At 55.7% G+C, this 16,408-nt stretch carries 14 protein-coding genes; 11 read left to right on the forward strand and 3 right to left on the reverse strand.

Going from position 1 to position 16,408, the window contains the following annotated elements:
* The first annotated feature begins 1 nt into the window (after position 1).
* The 4 genes from yieE to QSK07_RS01900 all read left to right on the forward strand — a co-directional run bounded on the left by yieE (position 2) and on the right by QSK07_RS01900 (position 4,742).
* On the forward strand, positions 2 to 868 hold the full coding sequence (gene yieE / locus QSK07_RS01885) for a DNA-binding transcriptional regulator YeiE (protein WP_098052804.1): 867 nt from the start codon (positions 2 to 4) through the stop codon (positions 866 to 868).
* A gap of 117 nt (positions 869 to 985) precedes the next feature.
* Positions 986 to 2,452: an amino acid permease gene (locus QSK07_RS01890; protein WP_098052805.1), complete on the forward strand. Its 1,467-nt coding sequence runs from the start codon at positions 986 to 988 to the stop codon at positions 2,450 to 2,452.
* 425 nt (positions 2,453 to 2,877) lie between these two features.
* Complete coding sequence (locus QSK07_RS01895; RefSeq protein WP_285720286.1) at positions 2,878 to 3,954, forward strand: FecCD family ABC transporter permease; 1,077 nt, start codon at positions 2,878 to 2,880, stop codon at positions 3,952 to 3,954.
* Positions 3,954 to 4,742 carry an ABC transporter ATP-binding protein gene (locus tag QSK07_RS01900; RefSeq protein ID WP_275220885.1) on the forward strand — a complete coding sequence of 263 codons (789 nt, stop codon included), beginning with the start codon at positions 3,954 to 3,956 and terminating at the stop codon, positions 4,740 to 4,742. The genes QSK07_RS01895 and QSK07_RS01900 overlap by 1 nt, the downstream gene beginning before the upstream one ends.
* Positions 4,743 to 4,828: 86 nt before the next feature.
* Here the strand turns inward: QSK07_RS01900 and fghA are convergent, their stop codons facing one another.
* From fghA to ptrR, 3 genes are all read right to left on the reverse strand, one after another.
* The gene (gene fghA / locus QSK07_RS01905) at positions 4,829 to 5,671 is read right to left on the reverse strand and encodes an S-formylglutathione hydrolase (protein ID WP_098052808.1); all 843 of its coding nucleotides are present in this window, start codon (positions 5,669 to 5,671) and stop codon (positions 4,829 to 4,831) included.
* 12 nt (positions 5,672 to 5,683) lie between these two features.
* A complete protein-coding gene (locus tag QSK07_RS01910; RefSeq protein ID WP_098052809.1) occupies positions 5,684 to 6,808 on the reverse strand; it encodes an S-(hydroxymethyl)glutathione dehydrogenase/class III alcohol dehydrogenase in 1,125 nt (374 codons plus the stop codon).
* 75 nt (positions 6,809 to 6,883) lie between these two features.
* Positions 6,884 to 7,795, reverse strand: a complete 912-nt coding sequence (gene ptrR, locus QSK07_RS01915; RefSeq protein ID WP_285720287.1) for a putrescine utilization regulator PtrR — start codon at positions 7,793 to 7,795, stop codon at positions 6,884 to 6,886.
* Between the two features lie 117 nt (positions 7,796 to 7,912).
* On the opposite strand from ptrR, the gene QSK07_RS01920 reads away from it, so the two are divergent.
* The 7 genes from QSK07_RS01920 to mglC all read left to right on the forward strand — a co-directional run bounded on the left by QSK07_RS01920 (position 7,913) and on the right by mglC (position 16,155).
* On the forward strand, positions 7,913 to 9,040 hold the full coding sequence (locus QSK07_RS01920; protein ID WP_285720288.1) for a YbfB/YjiJ family MFS transporter: 1,128 nt from the start codon (positions 7,913 to 7,915) through the stop codon (positions 9,038 to 9,040).
* Between the two features lie 124 nt (positions 9,041 to 9,164).
* Positions 9,165 to 9,830, forward strand: a complete 666-nt coding sequence (folE, locus tag QSK07_RS01925) for a GTP cyclohydrolase I FolE (RefSeq protein ID WP_098052812.1) — start codon at positions 9,165 to 9,167, stop codon at positions 9,828 to 9,830.
* A 50-nt stretch (positions 9,831 to 9,880) separates the two neighbouring features.
* The gene (gene yeiB / locus QSK07_RS01930; RefSeq protein ID WP_285720289.1) at positions 9,881 to 11,044 is read left to right on the forward strand and encodes a DUF418 domain-containing protein YeiB; all 1,164 of its coding nucleotides are present in this window, start codon (positions 9,881 to 9,883) and stop codon (positions 11,042 to 11,044) included.
* A gap of 147 nt (positions 11,045 to 11,191) precedes the next feature.
* The gene (galS, locus tag QSK07_RS01935; protein WP_285720290.1) at positions 11,192 to 12,232 is read left to right on the forward strand and encodes an HTH-type transcriptional regulator GalS; all 1,041 of its coding nucleotides are present in this window, start codon (positions 11,192 to 11,194) and stop codon (positions 12,230 to 12,232) included.
* 308 nt (positions 12,233 to 12,540) lie between these two features.
* The gene (mglB, locus tag QSK07_RS01940; RefSeq protein WP_285720291.1) at positions 12,541 to 13,536 is read left to right on the forward strand and encodes a galactose/glucose ABC transporter substrate-binding protein MglB; all 996 of its coding nucleotides are present in this window, start codon (positions 12,541 to 12,543) and stop codon (positions 13,534 to 13,536) included.
* 68 nt (positions 13,537 to 13,604) lie between these two features.
* Positions 13,605 to 15,125, forward strand: coding sequence for a galactose/methyl galactoside ABC transporter ATP-binding protein MglA (gene mglA / locus QSK07_RS01945; protein ID WP_285720292.1), 1,521 nt, complete (start codon positions 13,605 to 13,607; stop codon positions 15,123 to 15,125).
* A 19-nt stretch (positions 15,126 to 15,144) separates the two neighbouring features.
* A complete protein-coding gene (gene mglC, locus QSK07_RS01950) occupies positions 15,145 to 16,155 on the forward strand; it encodes a galactose/methyl galactoside ABC transporter permease MglC (protein WP_013358506.1) in 1,011 nt (336 codons plus the stop codon).
* Positions 16,156 to 16,408: the final 253 nt, after the last annotated feature.

A 16,408-nucleotide genomic window follows, 5' to 3' on the forward strand; every position in this document is an offset into this window, starting at 1 on the left:
AATGCACATTACGCTGCGGCAAATCGAAGTGTTCACCGAAGTGCTGAAGAGCGGCTCCACCACTCAGGCGTCGCAACTGCTGGCGCTGTCGCAGTCGGCGGTCAGCGCGGCGCTGGCCGATCTGGAGAGTCAGCTCGGGGTGCAGCTGTTTGATCGGGTCGGCAAACGGCTGGTGCTGAATGAGCATGGGCGACTGCTCTATCCGCGTGCGGTCGGGCTGCTGGAGCAGGCGGGCGAAATTGAGCAGCTGTTTAAAGAGGATAACGGCGCGATCCGCATCTTCGCCAGCAGCACCATTGGTAACTATCTGCTGCCGGGCATGATGGCGGCCTGGCGTCGCGATTTTCCCGGTCTGCCGCTGGAGCTGAGCGTCGGCAACAGTCAGGATGTGATTCAGGCGGTTTCCGATTTCCGCGTGGATGTCGGCCTGATTGAAGGGCCGTGCCATATGACCGAACTGGTCAGTGAACCCTGGCTTGAAGATGAGCTGGTGGTGTTTGCCGCGCCAGACGTCGCCATTCTGCAACAGCCGGTAACGCTGAAAACCCTGGCAGAAGCGCCGTGGATCCTGCGTGAACGCGGCTCGGGTACCCGGGAAATCGTCGACTATCTGCTGCTGTCTCACCTGCCAAGTTTTCAGCTGGGAATGGAGCTGGGCAACTCCGAAGCGATCAAGCATGCCGTACGGCATGGCATGGGCATAAGCTGTCTTTCGCGTCGGGTAATTGCCGATCTGCTGGAGGCGGGGACGCTGACAGAACTGACGATTCCGTTGCCGCGTCTGACCCGGACGCTCTATCGCATCCATCACCGACAGAAGCATATTTCAAAGGCACTGACGCGCTTTTTGTCCTATTGCCGTGAGTGATTGCTAATAATTCGGGCGCGATCATGAACTTAACTTATAACAGCATGGCATCAGCTATACAGAGGCGGTCTGGCTGCTACAATCGCGCCTCATTTTTACCCAGCGTAGCGTTAACACATGCATAATGACTCAAAAACAACACAACAACCTGCATTACGACGTGCGTTAAAAGCCCGTCATCTGACGATGATCGCCATTGGCGGCTCCATTGGTACCGGCCTGTTTGTCGCTTCTGGCGCGACCATTGCTCAGGCTGGCCCTGGCGGGGCACTGCTCTCCTACATGCTGATCGGCCTGATGGTCTACTTCCTGATGACCAGTCTCGGTGAGCTGGCCGCCTTCATGCCCGTATCCGGTTCTTTCGCCACCTACGGCGCAAAATATGTCGAAGAGGGCTTTGGTTTCGCACTCGGCTGGAACTACTGGTACAACTGGGCGGTGACCATCGCGGTTGACCTGGTGGCGTCCCAACTGGTGATGACCTACTGGTTCCCTGACACGCCGGGCTGGATCTGGAGCGCGCTGTTCCTGGGACTGATATTCCTGCTCAACTACATCTCAGTAAAAGGCTTTGGCGAGGCGGAGTACTGGTTCTCGCTGATTAAAGTGGCCACCGTCATTATCTTTATCATCGTGGGCGTGCTGATGATCACCGGCATCATGCGCGGTGCGGAGCATGCGGGCTGGCAGAACTGGCAGGTGGGCGATGCGCCATTTGCGGGCGGCTTTGCGGCGATGATTGGTGTGGCGATGATTGTGGGATTCTCCTTCCAGGGCACCGAGTTGATCGGTATCGCGGCGGGCGAATCTGAAGACCCGGCAAAAAATATCCCGCGCGCCGTGCGGCAGATTTTCTGGCGTATCCTGCTGTTCTACGTGTTCGCCATCCTGATTATCAGCCTGATTCTGCCGTACACCGATCCGCAATTACTGCACAACGACATTGACGATATCAGCGTCAGCCCGTTCACTCTGGTGTTCCGCAACGCGGGTCTGCTCTCTGCGGCAGCGGTGATGAATGCGGTGATCCTGACGGCGGTGCTGTCTGCCGGTAACTCCGGTATGTATGCCTCAACGCGTATGCTGTACAACCTGGCCTCTGAAGGTAAAGCGCCGCGCATTTTCGCGAAGCTCTCTAAGGGCGGTGTACCGCGCAATGCCTTATGGGCGACGACCGTCGTGGCCGGGCTGTGCTTCCTGACCTCAAAATTTGGCAACCAGGAAGTTTATCTGTGGCTGCTGAACACCTCTGGCATGACCGGTTTTATCGCCTGGCTGGGTATTGCCATCAGCCACTATCGCTTCCGTCGCGGCTATGTCGCCCAGGGACGTGACCTGAACAATCTGCCATACCGTTCCGGTTTCTTTCCGCTGGGGCCGATCTTTGCCTTCGTGCTCTGCCTGATCATCACGCTGGGTCAGAACTATCAGGCCTTCCTTAACGACAGTATCGACTGGTACGGCGTAGCGGCAACCTATATCGGTATTCCGCTGTTCCTGATTATCTGGTTTGGTTACAAGCTGACGCGCGGCAGCCGTTTCGTGAAGTACAGCGAGATGGAGTTCCCGGTTCATAAAGATTAGCTCTGTGCGCTTGCGCTGTTGAGTCAGATGCCTGACACAGCGCGTTGAGGCTGCTGCCGGCCTTAAAGCGATGGGAGCATACGTCTGAAGCAAAGCATAGCGGGCCATGGACAAAAACGCCGGGAGCGTTTTTGAACAACGCAAAGCGTTGGCCTGGTTACAGGCGCACCTCAGGGATGAGGTGCGTAATCGTCCGCGCTGAGCATGCCAGGGATGGCGTTTTTGCGTCTTTGCGAAAGACGTATGCTCCCTGAGCAAGTGCCCCATCTGCAACCTCAACGCGCTGTGTCTGCCGGTATCCTGCCCATAACAACACCGTTTTTACCCTTTTTTCACGTCTCGCTTATCTTCACGAATTGATAATTATTATCACCTGCACTATTGTGGCTGCGTTTTCTGACGTGATAGCCACACAGGGTTCAAACATGACTACCGAAACTTCGCTGCTGGCGGGGGAAGAGACGCTTCACCACACCATGCAAAACTACCATCAGGTGCTGCGCCGCCGCCTGATCTGGATTGGTGTATTAATGGTGGCCATTGTCGCCTCGCTGATCCTCGACTTTACGCTGGGTCCGGCCGGACTCTCACTAGATACGCTGTGGAATACGCTGCTCAGCCCCGACAGCGTGGATGCCGGCACACGCGTTATTGTCTGGGACATTCGTTTGCCCTATGCGCTGATGGCGCTGGTAGTAGGGCTGTCGCTGGGCCTGGCTGGTGCAGAGATGCAGACCATCCTGAACAACCCGCTGGCCAGCCCGTTTACGCTGGGTGTCTCCTCGGCGGCGGCGTTTGGTGCTGCACTGGCGATCATTCTCGGCATCGGTATTCCCGGCATTCCTGATCAGTGGTTAATCTCAGCCAATGCCTTTGTCTTTGCGCTGTTTGCCGCGCTGATGCTGGATGCCGTGACCCGCTGGACACAGGTTTCCTCGGCGGGCGTAGTCCTGTTCGGTATCGCACTGGTCTTTACCTTTAATGCGCTGGTCTCAATGATGCAGTTCATCGCCAGCGAAGATACCCTGCAGGGTCTGGTGTTTTGGACCATGGGCAGCCTGGCGCGTGCTTCCTGGGAGAGGCTCGGCGTATTAACCGTCGCGCTGGCCATTCTGGTGCCATTCTCGATGATGAGCAGCTGGAAGCTGACGGCGCTGCGTCTGGGTGAAGATCGTGCGGTGAGCTTTGGTATTGATGTACGCCGTCTGCGTCTCACCACCCTGCTGCGTATCAGCATTCTCTCGGCGCTGGCGGTGGCGTTTGTTGGCCCGATCGGCTTCATCGGCCTGGTGGCACCGCATATTGCTCGCATGATGTTTGGTGAAGATCACCGCTTCTATCTGCCCGCCAGTGCGCTGGTTGGTGCGCTGGTGCTGTCGCTGGCGTCGGTCGCCTCGAAAAACCTGCTCCCCGGTGTGATCATCCCGGTCGGCATTGTCACCTCACTGATTGGCGTGCCGTTCTTCCTGAGTATTATTCTGCGTCATCGGGGGACAGTGTGATGGAACAGGGTCTGACGTTACGAGGCTTCAGTGCCGGTTATCCCAGACATAAAGTCATTGAAAATCTCAACGTGGCGTCGCTGCCACGCGGTGAGATCACCGTGCTGCTCGGGCCGAATGGCTGTGGTAAATCGACGCTGCTGCGTGCGCTGGCCGGGCTGAATAAAGGTCAGGGTGAGATGTGGCTTAACGGTGAAGATCTGATGACCCAGCCGTTTGCCCGCCGCGCGAAGAACGTGGTCTATCTGCCGCAGTCATTGCCTGCGGGCGTGCATCTGCATGTGCTGGAGTCAATCATTGTGGCACAGCGCGCCTCGGGTGGACTGCACAGCGCCAGCAGCGAAGCCGAAATCATGCATCTGCTGGAACAACTGGGGATTGGCCATCTGGCAATGCGTTACCTCGATCAGCTCTCCGGCGGTCAGAAGCAGCTGGTCGGGCTGGCGCAGTCGCTGATCCGGCGCCCTAAGCTACTGCTGCTGGATGAACCGCTGAGCGCGCTGGATCTCAATTACCAGTTCCACGTAATGGATCTGGTCCGCCGCGAAACAGCCCAGCGCAACATCGTGACGGTGGTGGTGGTGCATGACATCAACATCGCGCTGCGTCATGCGCAACACGCGTTGATGCTGAAGCAGGGCGCACTGGTAGCGGAAGGGCAGCCAGATAAGGTGATTACGCCGGCTACGCTGGCGAAAGTATATGGCGTCAATGGCCGTATCGAACACTGCTCGCGCGGCATTCCGCAGGTGATGATCGACGGGCTGACCGGACCGGCACTGGTCTGAGAATCAGGCTGGCCGGGTCTTGCGCCAGTGTTTGCGGCAGTACAGGATGCAGAAAAGTTCAGGGCCGCAATTGCGGCCCTGATGATTTACGCCAGCAGATGCTGTGCATGGAAGCGCAGATGATCTTCCACAAAGCTGGCGATAAAGAAGTAGCTATGGTCATAACCCGGCTGAATACGCAGCGTCAGCGGGAAACCGACTTCTCTGGCGATCTCCTCTAACCGCTCCGGTTGCAGCTGATCGGCCAGGAACTGATCGCTGTCACCCTGATCGATCAAGACTGGCAGACGATGCGACACCTCCGCCATCAGCTGGCAGCTGTCATATTCCCGCCACGCCGCCTGGTCATCGCCCAGATAGGCCTGAAATGCTTTCTGACCCCACGGCACCTGCATCGGGTTCACAATCGGCGCAAACGCAGACGCCGAGGCAAAACGGTTACCCAGACGCAGCGCCAGCATCAGCGCGCCGTGTCCGCCCATGGAGTGACCCATAATCGACTGACGCTCACTGACCTTAAAGTTGTCCGCAATCAGGGCGGGCAGCTCGTTGCTCAGATAGTCGAACATGCGGAAATGCGTGGCCCAGGGTTGCTGAGTGGCATTGAGATAAAATCCCGCGCCCTGACCCAGATCGTAGCCCTCATCGTTGGCAACGCCTTCGCCGCGCGGGCTGGTATCCGGCATAATCAGTACCAGACCCAGTTCCGCCGCCACGCGCTGCGCGCCCGCTTTGGTGGTAAAGTTCTCATCGTTGCAGGTCAGCCCGGCCAGATACCAGACCACCGGCGGCGGCGCATCACCGTGTGGATCAGGCAGATAGATGCTGAAGGTCATCGGGCAGTTCAGCACGGCCGACGGATGACGCCAGCGCTGCTGCCAGCCGCCAAAAATACGGTGTTCTTCCAGTAGCTCCAGAGTGGATGCCATAACGCCTCCTGATTACCTGTTAAAGTGCACGACCGAGCGAATCGATTTTCCTTCGTGCATCAAATCAAAGGCGTCGTTGATCTCTTCCAGCGGCATGGTGTGGGTGATGAAGTCATTCAGGGCAAATTTACCATCAAGGTAATCCTGCACAATGCCCGGCAGCTGTGAACGGCCTTTCACACCACCAAAGGCGGAACCGCGCCAGACGCGACCGGTTACCAGCTGGAACGGACGGGTAGAGATCTCTTCACCGGCACCCGCGACGCCGATAATCACAGACTCGCCCCAGCCTTTGTGGCAGCACTCCAGCGCAGAGCGCATCACGTTGACATTACCGATACATTCAAACGAGAAATCCACGCCGCCGTCGGTCAGCTCGACAATTACATCCTGAATCGGCTTATCATAATCTTTCGGGTTAATCAGATCGGTGGCACCCAGTTTGCGCGCCAGATCGAATTTGCTGGTGTTGAGGTCGATTGCGATAATGCGGCCGGCCTTCGCCATTTTCGCGCCGATGACCGCCGACAGACCAATGCCACCGAGACCGAAGATTGCGACGGTGTCGCCTTCTTTCACTTTAGCCGTGTTCATTACTGCACCCATGCCGGTAGTGACGCCACAGCCCAGCAGGCAAACTTCTTCCAGCGGCGCCTCTTTACTGATTTTCGCCAGTGAGATTTCCGGGATCACGGTGTATTCAGAGAAGGTCGAGGTGCCCATATAGTGGAAAATCGGTTTGCCATCTTTAAAGAAGCGGGTGGTGCCGTCCGGCATCAGACCTTTACCCTGGGTGGCGCGGATCGCCTGGCAGAGGTTAGTTTTGCCTGAGAGGCAGTATTTACATTTGCCACACTCCGGGGTGTAAAGCGGAATGACATGGTCACCCACTTCTACGCTGGTCACGCCTTCGCCCACGGCTTCCACGATGCCGCCGCCTTCATGGCCGAGAATCGCCGGGAAAACGCCTTCCGGATCGGTGCCGGAGAGAGTGTAGGCGTCGGTATGACAGACGCCGGTCGCGACAATGCGAACCAGCACTTCGCCTTTCTGCGGTGGCATCAAATCCACTTCTTCGATTTTCAGCGGTTCGCCAGCAGCCCAGGCAACAGCGGCACGGGTTTTGATCATGTTCATGCAATCCCTCTTCCAGTCAGATTGTGACGCGCGATGGCGTCGTGTGGTTATGGTTTTAAACATAGCGTGAAACGCTTATTCCGCCGCCTGTAATGGGTGGATCAGCTCATCGTTGAGCGGGCGATCGTCAAACTGTTCAATAATCAGGTATTTCAGCGCTTCAACATTGGGGGTAAAGGCGTCGCGTCGCCACATCAGCCAGGTGGCGGTGTCGCGATAAGCCGCAGGTAAGGTATGCGCCTGTACCCGCGATCGATCCGCCATCTGCTTCAGCACCGAGGCCGGGATCATCGCAACACCCGCACCACCCGCCACACAGGCCAGCATGGCGTGATAGGACTGAATCTCCATCACGTTGTCGGGCGCGGTCTGACTGTCGCGATACCAGCTCTCCAGCTTCACCCGGTAAGAGCAGCTGTTGCGGAAGGCAAACAGGGTGTCGTCCTGCACATCGCGCGCCGTGGTAATCGGCGCGTGATCCAGCCCGGTGATCAGCACCATCTCCTCGCGAAACGCAATGCAGCCATTCAGATCGTCATGGGAAACCGGCCCATCCACCAGCGCGGCGGCTAGCGTACCTTCGCGAACCCGGTCAATAATTTCGCCCGAGGTGCCGGTAATCAGCGACAGCGCCACTTTTGGGAAGCGCTGATGATAGGCGGCGAGCAGACCGGGCAGGCGGGTCGCTGCGGTGCTCTCCATGGAGCCCAGCGCAAAGTTGCCTGCCGGTTCGCCGTTGCGGGTCATACTCATCGCTTCTTCGCTTAATGCCAGAATACGCTGCGCATAATTCAGGAAATTATGGCCCATGGGTGACAGGCGAATGCGCTGCTTCTCACGAATAAAGAGATCCACACCTAATTCTTCTTCCAGCTGGCGCAGCCGCGTGGTGAGATTAGAGGGAACGCGATGCAGCTGTTCGGCTGCGCGCGCCAGGGAACCCGTTTCGGCGACGGAACAGAACATACGCAGCTGAACCAAATCCATATCTTCTCTTCCCGTAAACAAGTTGGTTAATATTATTCACTTTCCGTGAGTTTAATCATCCTGCATGCTGTTAGCAAGTCAGAAGAGATCTCAGGGCAGAATAACAGGAGTTCAGCAATGGCGTTACGCGTCGCGCTCAGCGCGTTTTTAAGTTTATTTGTGGCGATGGGCATTGGGCGATTCGCCTTTACGCCGCAGGTGCCGCTGATGATTCAGGCGCACCAGCTGACGCTTACCAGTGCCAGCCTGGTCGCTGCGCTCAACTATCTTGGCTATCTGTGTGGTTCGTTTGATGCCATGCGCGCGCACCGGCGTGTCGAGCTGCGTTTGCAGACGGGCGTGTGGGGCGCAGTGATTCTGACGCTGCTCTCGGCACTGGCAACCGGACCGTGGCTGCACGGTGCGATACGCTTTGTGATTGGCTGGGCCAGTGGCTGGGCGATGGTGCTGGTGGCGGCCTGGAGTAACGAACAGCTGCATCGGCATGGTCGGGCAGGGCTGTCGGCGGCCGTCTTTGCCGGGCCGGGCTGCGGCATTTTTGTCAGCGGTCTGCTGGGGGTGGCGCTGCACACATGGCAGGTCTCCGCCGGTCTGGCCTGGGCCGCTTACGGTGCGCTGGCACTGCTGCTGATTGCGCTGATTACGCGTAACCTGCCGCGTCGGGGGGAACTGCATCGCCCGGATCAGGCACCTGAGCCGCTGGTGCTGGATCGCAACCTGAAACGTCTGGTGCTGAGTTACAGTCTGGCGGGCTTTGGTTATATCCTGCCCGCCACCTTTTTGTCGCAGATGGCCGCTACGCGTTTTCCTGACGGTATCTTCGCGCAGTTTGTCTGGCCGATATTTGGCGGCGCGGCGATGATCGGCATCGTGCTCGGGATTCTGACGCGGCGCTGGGGGCACAGTCACGTCCGCCTGGCGATAGTGCTCTGGGCACAGGCACTGGGCGTTTTTGCTGCGGCACTGCTGCCCGGCTTTAGTGGTCTGCTGGCCGGATCGCTGCTGGTCGGCGGCGGCTTCCTCAGCGTGGTGCAGCTCTCGCTGCTCTGCGCCCGTGAACTGGCACCCAACCATCTGCGTTACATGGCTGGCCTGCTGACGACCGGCTACGCGGTGGGACAGCTGGTCGGTCCGCTGCTCTCTTTTCTCTCTACTGCCCTGTTACACCGGCTGGAGCCTGCGCTGTGGGTGGCCGGGGCCAGCCTTGTCTGGGCGGGCCTGCTGGTCTGGCGAAGAATTGAGTGAAAAGCTTTCATCACCAATTTGATTGATTGCTGGATTCGCCGCAAAGAAAGTTTCACAATACGCGCCTGATTACAGGGCCCGCAGGCAAAAGCTTGCGGGCGCAATACCAGCCGGAGAAGAGTAGATGAGTACCCTAAGTCAGGAAGCTGCCCTGGTTCACGAAGCGCTGCTGGCACGTGGACTGGAAACGCCGTTACGTGCACCGACGCGCGACATAGATAACGAAACGCGTAAGAGCCTCATTGCCGGGCACATGACGGAAATCATGCAGTTGCTGAATCTGGATCTTGAAGATGACAGCCTGATGGAAACGCCGCATCGCATCGCCAAAATGTATGTGGATGAGGTCTTTTCCGGTCTCGATTACGCCAACTTCCCGAAAATCACCGTCATTGAGAATAAAATGAAGGTTGATGAGATGGTGACCGTGCGTGATATCACCCTGACCAGCACCTGTGAACACCACTTTGTCATCATCGATGGCAAAGCCACGGTCGCCTATATTCCTAAGGAAAAGGTGATTGGCCTGTCGAAAATCAACCGCATCGTGCAGTTCTTCGCCCAGCGCCCGCAGGTTCAGGAGCGTCTGACTCAGCAAGTGCTGGTTGCCCTGCAGACGCTGCTGGGCACCAATAATGTGGCGGTCTCGATTGATGCGGTGCATTACTGTGTGAAAGCGCGTGGCGTAAAAGATGCCACCAGCGCCACCACCACGACGTCGCTGGGTGGCCTGTTCAAGTCCAGTCAGAATACCCGCCAGGAATTTTTGCGCGCGGTACGCCATAGTTGAGTTAACGGCGGGCACATGATGTTGCCCGCGTCGTCAATGCAGGGTGCCGCATGCAACAACGCTATCACGCGCTGGATTTCATTCGTGGATGTGCCATTCTCGGCATCCTGCTGCTCAATATTGTGGGCTTCGGCCTGCCTTCTGCTGCCTACCTGAATCCGGCCTGGCAGGGCAGCGTCAGCCTCTCCGATGTCTGGACCTGGGCACTCTCTGACGCCTTTGCTCAGCTCAAATTCCTCACCCTGTTTGCACTGCTGTTTGGCGCAGGTCTGCAAATGCAGCTGTCGCGCGGCAGTCGCTGGCTGACAGCCCGGCTATCCATTCTGGTACTCATCGGTTTTCTGCATGGTGTCTTTCTCTGGGAGGGCGACATCCTGCTTGACTACGGCATCATCGGGCTGGTGGTCTGGCGTGTGCTGCGTGACGTGCCTTCAACCCGCAGCCTGATTAATACCGGCATTCTGCTCTATCTGGTGGGCTGCGGCGTGCTGCTGGTGTTTGGCTCGATCTCCGATCCCGAACCGACGCGATCCTGGCTGCCGGGCGCAGCCGATCTGCAATACGAGCAGTACTGGAAACTGAGCGGCGGCTGGGAAGCGATACAGAACCGGCTGGACCACCTCTCGTCAGGGCTGATGGCGCTGGCGGCGCAGTATGGCTGGCAGCTGGCGGGATTAATGATGATCGGTGGCGCACTGCTGCGCAGCGGCTGGCTGACAGGGGAATTTCCCCTCCGCCACTATCGTCAGGCGGCGGCCCTGCTGCTGACAATGGGCTTCTCCATTGCGGTGGCCGGTGTGGCAGCCCAATGGCTGCTACATTGGGAATTCCGCTGGACGGCTTTTTACCTGCAGGCTCCGCGCGATCTTGCCAGCCCGCTGATTAGCCTCGGCTATGCCGCGCTCTGCCTGGCATACTGGCCACAGATAGCGCGCTGGCGCATCAGCTACGCCATCCAGTGCGTGGGCCGTATGGCGCTGACCAACTACCTGCTTCAGACGCTAATCTGCACCACGCTGTTCTATCGCGCTGGCTTCTATATGCACTTCACCCGGCTGGAACTGGTGATAATGGTGCCTGCGGTGTGGCTCATCAATATCCTGTTTTCATTCATCTGGTTACATTTCTTCGCCCAGGGTCCGCTGGAATGGCTGTGGCGGCGACTTACGCTGCTCTCAGCCGGCAAATCACGCATTACCGACAACGCCAGATAATGACCGCCATCACAAAGGTTGCAGAATTGTATGTAACCGTTTTCATTGATGTGACGTAATTCACGCTGTATGCCTCCTGCCCCTGACAGAATAGCGCCGATGTTCAACCCGGCGTGATGCCCTATTTTTCCTTTCTGGAACTGCTGCATGATAACAATTCGTGATGTTGCCCGTCAGGCTGGCGTGTCAGTGGCGACCGTGTCGCGCGTCCTTAATCAGAGCAATGCCGTGACCTCTGACACCCGCGACGCCGTGTTGCAGGCGGTTGAGGCGCTGGGCTATCGCCCTAATGCTAACGCCCAGGCGCTGGCGACGCAGGTCAGCGATACGATCGGGGTCGTGGTGATGGATGTCTCAGATCCCTTCTTCGGGGCGCTGGTTAAAGCAGTGGATACCGTGGCGCAGCGCGTGCACAAGCATGTTTTAATCAGCAACTCCTGGCATCAGGAAGAGAAAGAACGTCATGCTATCGAGGTGCTGATCCGGCAGCGCTGCAGCGCCCTGGTGGTTCACGCGAAAACGCTGCCGGACGCGGAGCTGGCGGACTTTATGCAGCACGTGCCCGGCATGGTGGTGATTAACCGGGTCGTCCCCGGCTTTGAACACCGCAGCGTTAGTCTGGATAACGTCACCGGGTCGCTGATGGCCTCAAGAACCCTGCTGCAACAGGGACATAGCCGCATTGGCTATCTCTGCTCCAGCCATCCCATCGAAGATGTCGCGCAGCGCCGTGAAGGGTGGATGCAGGCGATGGCAGAGCAGGGCATCCGGCCGCAGGAGAGCTGGATTGCCAGCGCAGAGCCAGATATGCAGGGGGGCGAAGCGGCGATGGTGGAGCTACTGGGGCGCAACCTCAGCCTGACTGCGGTGTTTGCTTATAACGATGGCATGGCGGCTGGCGCACTCACTGCGCTGAAAGACAACGGCATCCAGGTGCCACAGCATTTTTCTGTCATTGGCTTTGATGATATCCCGATTTCCCGTTACACCGACCCGCAATTGACCACAGTGCGCTATCCCATTGTATCTATGGCAAAAATAGCCACTGAGCTGGCACTGCAGGGCGCAGCCGGATTGCTTGATGACACCGCAACGCACATCTTTATGCCAACCCTGGTGCGGCGTCATTCGGTGGCGCAGCGGCAAAATGTGGAGTCCGTCACTAATTCAGGCGATTCAGGCATGTAACCGTTTTCAATCTGTGATTGTATTCACAGTTAATTAACATTGCCCTCACTATGATGGCAGCGTCTTACCGGACTGAAACATTATGTAACGCCAGTTTAACGGCATCAGTTGTGGTCTCAGTAGCCGGTTAAAGGGTTTATACCCTCTTCATGGAAGCGTTCTGGCACAGGGAAGTCAGGTTTTAGATGGCGTTAGTCGCTTAACATCCTCGTTACGTTAACCGCCGCGCCGATCTGTTTTACCGATTGCACTCCCGCACGTTTCGCGGCAGCGCTAAAAAGACCCTGCATAATAAAACCGGAGATACCATGAATAAGAAGGTTTTCACGCTTACAGCACTGGTTGCCAGCATGATGTTTGGTGCAACCGCTCACGCAGCTGACACCCGTATCGGCGTGACCATTTACAAATATGATGACAACTTCATGTCAATGGTGCGCAAAGATATCGAGAAAGAAGCGAAAACAATCGGTGGCGTACAGCTGCTGATGAATGACTCGCAGAACGACCAGTCCAAACAGAACGATCAGGTGGACGTGCTGATGGCAAAAGGCGTGAAAGCGCTGGCGATTAACCTGGTTGACCCGGCTGCCGCTGCCGTCATCGTAGACAAAGCACGTGCTAATGATGTGCCGGTTGTCTTCTTTAACAAAGAACCGAATGCTAAAGTTCTGGCCGGTTATGACAAAGCTTACTATGTCGGCACCGACTCCAAAGAGTCTGGCATCATTCAGGGTCAGCTGATCGAGAAGCACTGGAAAGCGACCCCAGCCTGGGATCTGAACAAAGATGGCACCCTTCAGTTCGTCCTGCTGAAAGGCGAGCCGGGCCACCCAGATGCTGAAGCCCGTACTAAATATGTCATCGACACTCTGAACAAAGATGGTCTGAAGACGCAGCAGTTAGCGATGGATACGGCGATGTGGGACACCGCACAGGCCAAAGATAAGATGGATGCGTGGCTGTCAGGCCCGAACGCGAAGAAAATTGAAGTCGTGATTGCCAACAACGATGCGATGGCGATGGGTGCTGTTGAAGCGCTGAAAGCACACAACATGACCTCCATTCCGGTCTTCGGCGTCGATGCCCTGCCAGAAGCGCTGGCGCTGGTGAAATCCGGTGCGCTGGCCGGGACCGTGCTGAACGATGCGGAAAACCAGGCGAAAGCGACGCTGGATATTGCCAACAACCTGGCGAACGGCAAAGCGGCAACTGACGGAACGAACTTCAAAATGGTCGATAAGATCGTCCGCGTTCCTTACGTGCCGGTTGATAAAGAAAATCTGTCTCAGTTCTCGAAATAAGATCGATTACGGGCGCGACTGCTGTCGCGCCTTTTTTATGTCACCACCGTTTTTTAGCCAGGTAAAATATGGCCAGTGATAACACGACCGCGCAGCGAGAATATTTGCTGGAAATGACGAATGTTTCAAAATCATTTCCCGGCGTTAAAGCGTTAGATAATGTCAATTTAAAAGTGCGGCCTCACTCTGTTCATGCATTAATGGGCGAGAACGGTGCCGGGAAATCCACCTTATTAAAATGCCTGTTTGGTATTTATAAAAAAGACACCGGCAGTATCCTGTTTCAGGGTAAAGAGATCGACTATAAAAGCTCCAAAGAGGCGCTGGAAAATGGCGTGTCGATGGTGCATCAGGAATTAAACCTGGTTCTGCAGCGTACCGTGATGGACAACATGTGGCTGGGGCGTTATCCGCGCAAAGGCTTCTTTGTCGATCAGGATAAAATGTACCAGGACACTAAAGCGATTTTTGACGAGCTGGATATCGATATCGATCCGCGCGATAAAGTTGCCAATCTTTCTGTATCACAGATGCAGATGATTGAAATTGCCAAAGCGTTTTCCTATGACGCGAAAATTGTGATTATGGATGAGCCGACTTCCTCATTAACCGAGAAAGAGGTGAATCACCTGTTCACGATCATCCGTAAGCTGAAAGATCGCGGCTGCGGCATTGTTTATATCTCGCACAAGATGGAAGAGATTTTCCAGCTCTGCGATGAGATCACGATTCTGCGTGATGGTCAGTGGATCACCTCTCAGCCGCTGGAAGGGCTGGATATGGATAAGATCATCGCCATGATGGTCGGCCGTTCACTGAACCAGCGTTTCCCTGATCGTACCAATGTGCCAGGCGAGACGATTCTTGAGGTGCGTAATCTGACGTCACTGCGTCAGCCATCGATTCGCGACATCTCATTTGATCTGCGTAAAGGGGAGATACTCGGCATTGCCGGACTGGTGGGCGCTAAACGTACCGATATCGTCGAAACGCTGTTTGGCATTCGCGAGAAATCGGGCGGCACCATTAAACTGCATGGCAAACCGATTAATAATCACAGCGCCAACGAAGCGATTAATCACGGTTTTGCGCTGGTGACTGAAGAGCGTCGTTCGACTGGTATTTATGCTTATCTGGATATTGGTTTTAACTCACTGATTTCCAATATCAAAAAATATAAAAGTAGTATGGGACTGCTGGATAATAAACGCATGAAGAGTGATACCCAATGGGTTATCGATTCAATGCGCGTAAAAACCCCAGGTCATCATACACAAATTGGTTCGCTTTCGGGCGGTAACCAGCAAAAAGTGATTATTGGCCGCTGGTTATTGACCCAGCCTGAAATCCTGATGCTTGATGAACCAACACGCGGTATTGATGTTGGTGCGAAATTCGAAATTTACCAGCTGATTGCTGAACTGGCGAAAAGAGAAAAGGGCATCATTATTATCTCCTCCGAAATGCCGGAGCTGTTAGGCATTACCGATCGTATTCTGGTAATGAGTAATGGTCTGGTAGCAGGCATAGTTGATACCAAAACGACCACGCAGAACGAAATATTGCGTTTAGCGTCATTACACCTTTAATGAAGCAAGGGCTGTTAACATGAAAGCGACTACAAAAAAGAATGCGCTAACCTGGTTAAAAGAGGGCGGCATTTATGTCGTTCTGCTGGTATTGCTGGCTATTATTATTTTCCAGGACCCGACATTTTTAAGTTTGATGAACCTGAGTAATATTCTGACCCAATCTTCCGTGCGCATTATTATTGCACTGGGTGTGGCGGGGCTGATTGTGACCCAGGGTACTGACCTGTCAGCCGGACGTCAGGTCGGCTTAGCGGCGGTCGTCGCCGCGACGCTGCTGCAGGCGATGGATAACGCGAACAAAGTCTTCCCGACGCTGGATACGGTGCCGATTCCACTGGTTATCCTGACCGTGTGCATCATCGGTGGTGTGATTGGTCTGGTCAACGGTGTGATTATTGCTTACCTGAAGGTAACGCCATTTATCACCACGCTGGGCACTATGATTATCGTTTACGGTATCAACTCACTCTATTACGACTTTGTGGGTGCCTCGCCGATTGCCGGTTTTGATGCAGGGTTCTCGAAATTTACTCAGGGCTTTTTACGCTTTGGTGATTTTAAACTCTCATTCATCACGTTCTATGCCGTCATTGCCATTATTTTCGTCTGGATTCTGTGGAACAAAACCCGCTTCGGTAAAAACATTTTTGCTATCGGCGGTAACCCGGAAGCGGCGAAAGTATCAGGCGTGAACGTGCCTTTAAACCTGATCATGATTTATGCCCTGTCAGGTGTGTTCTACGCCTTTGGCGGGATGCTGGAAGCCGGTCGTATCGGTTCTGCCACCAATAACCTTGGCTTTATGTATGAGCTGGATGCGATTGCGGCCTGTGTGGTGGGCGGCGTCTCCTTCGCTGGTGGTGTGGGCAGTGTGGCAGGCGTCGTGACCGGTGTACTGATCTTCACCGTTATCAATTACGGTCTGACCTACATCGGCGTCAACCCCTACTGGCAGTACATCATTAAAGGCGGCATTATCATCTTCGCCGTTGCGCTGGATTCACTGAAATATTCACGTAAGAAGTAAGTTTTATTTAACGCTAAAAAAGCGACCTTCGGGTCGCTTTTTTTATGGGGGTAGTGCCGGGTAACTGTGAGATAGCGTCTGCGAAGGGAACAGGGTCAGATCGGAAAGACGCTAAGGCCAGTCCATGACACGCTCGGCCCGCGCCGTCCTGGCGCGGGACGCTTTCCTCTTCTGACCCTGCTCCCTGCGCGCTGAGCTTAGTCGTTGCTGTCAGAATCACCTTTGACTCATAGAGATCAAACGGACGGCTAAG

This window comes from Pantoea sp. QMID4 (assembly GCF_030270445.1).
Lineage (GTDB): Bacteria > Pseudomonadota > Gammaproteobacteria > Enterobacterales > Enterobacteriaceae > Pantoea > Pantoea vagans.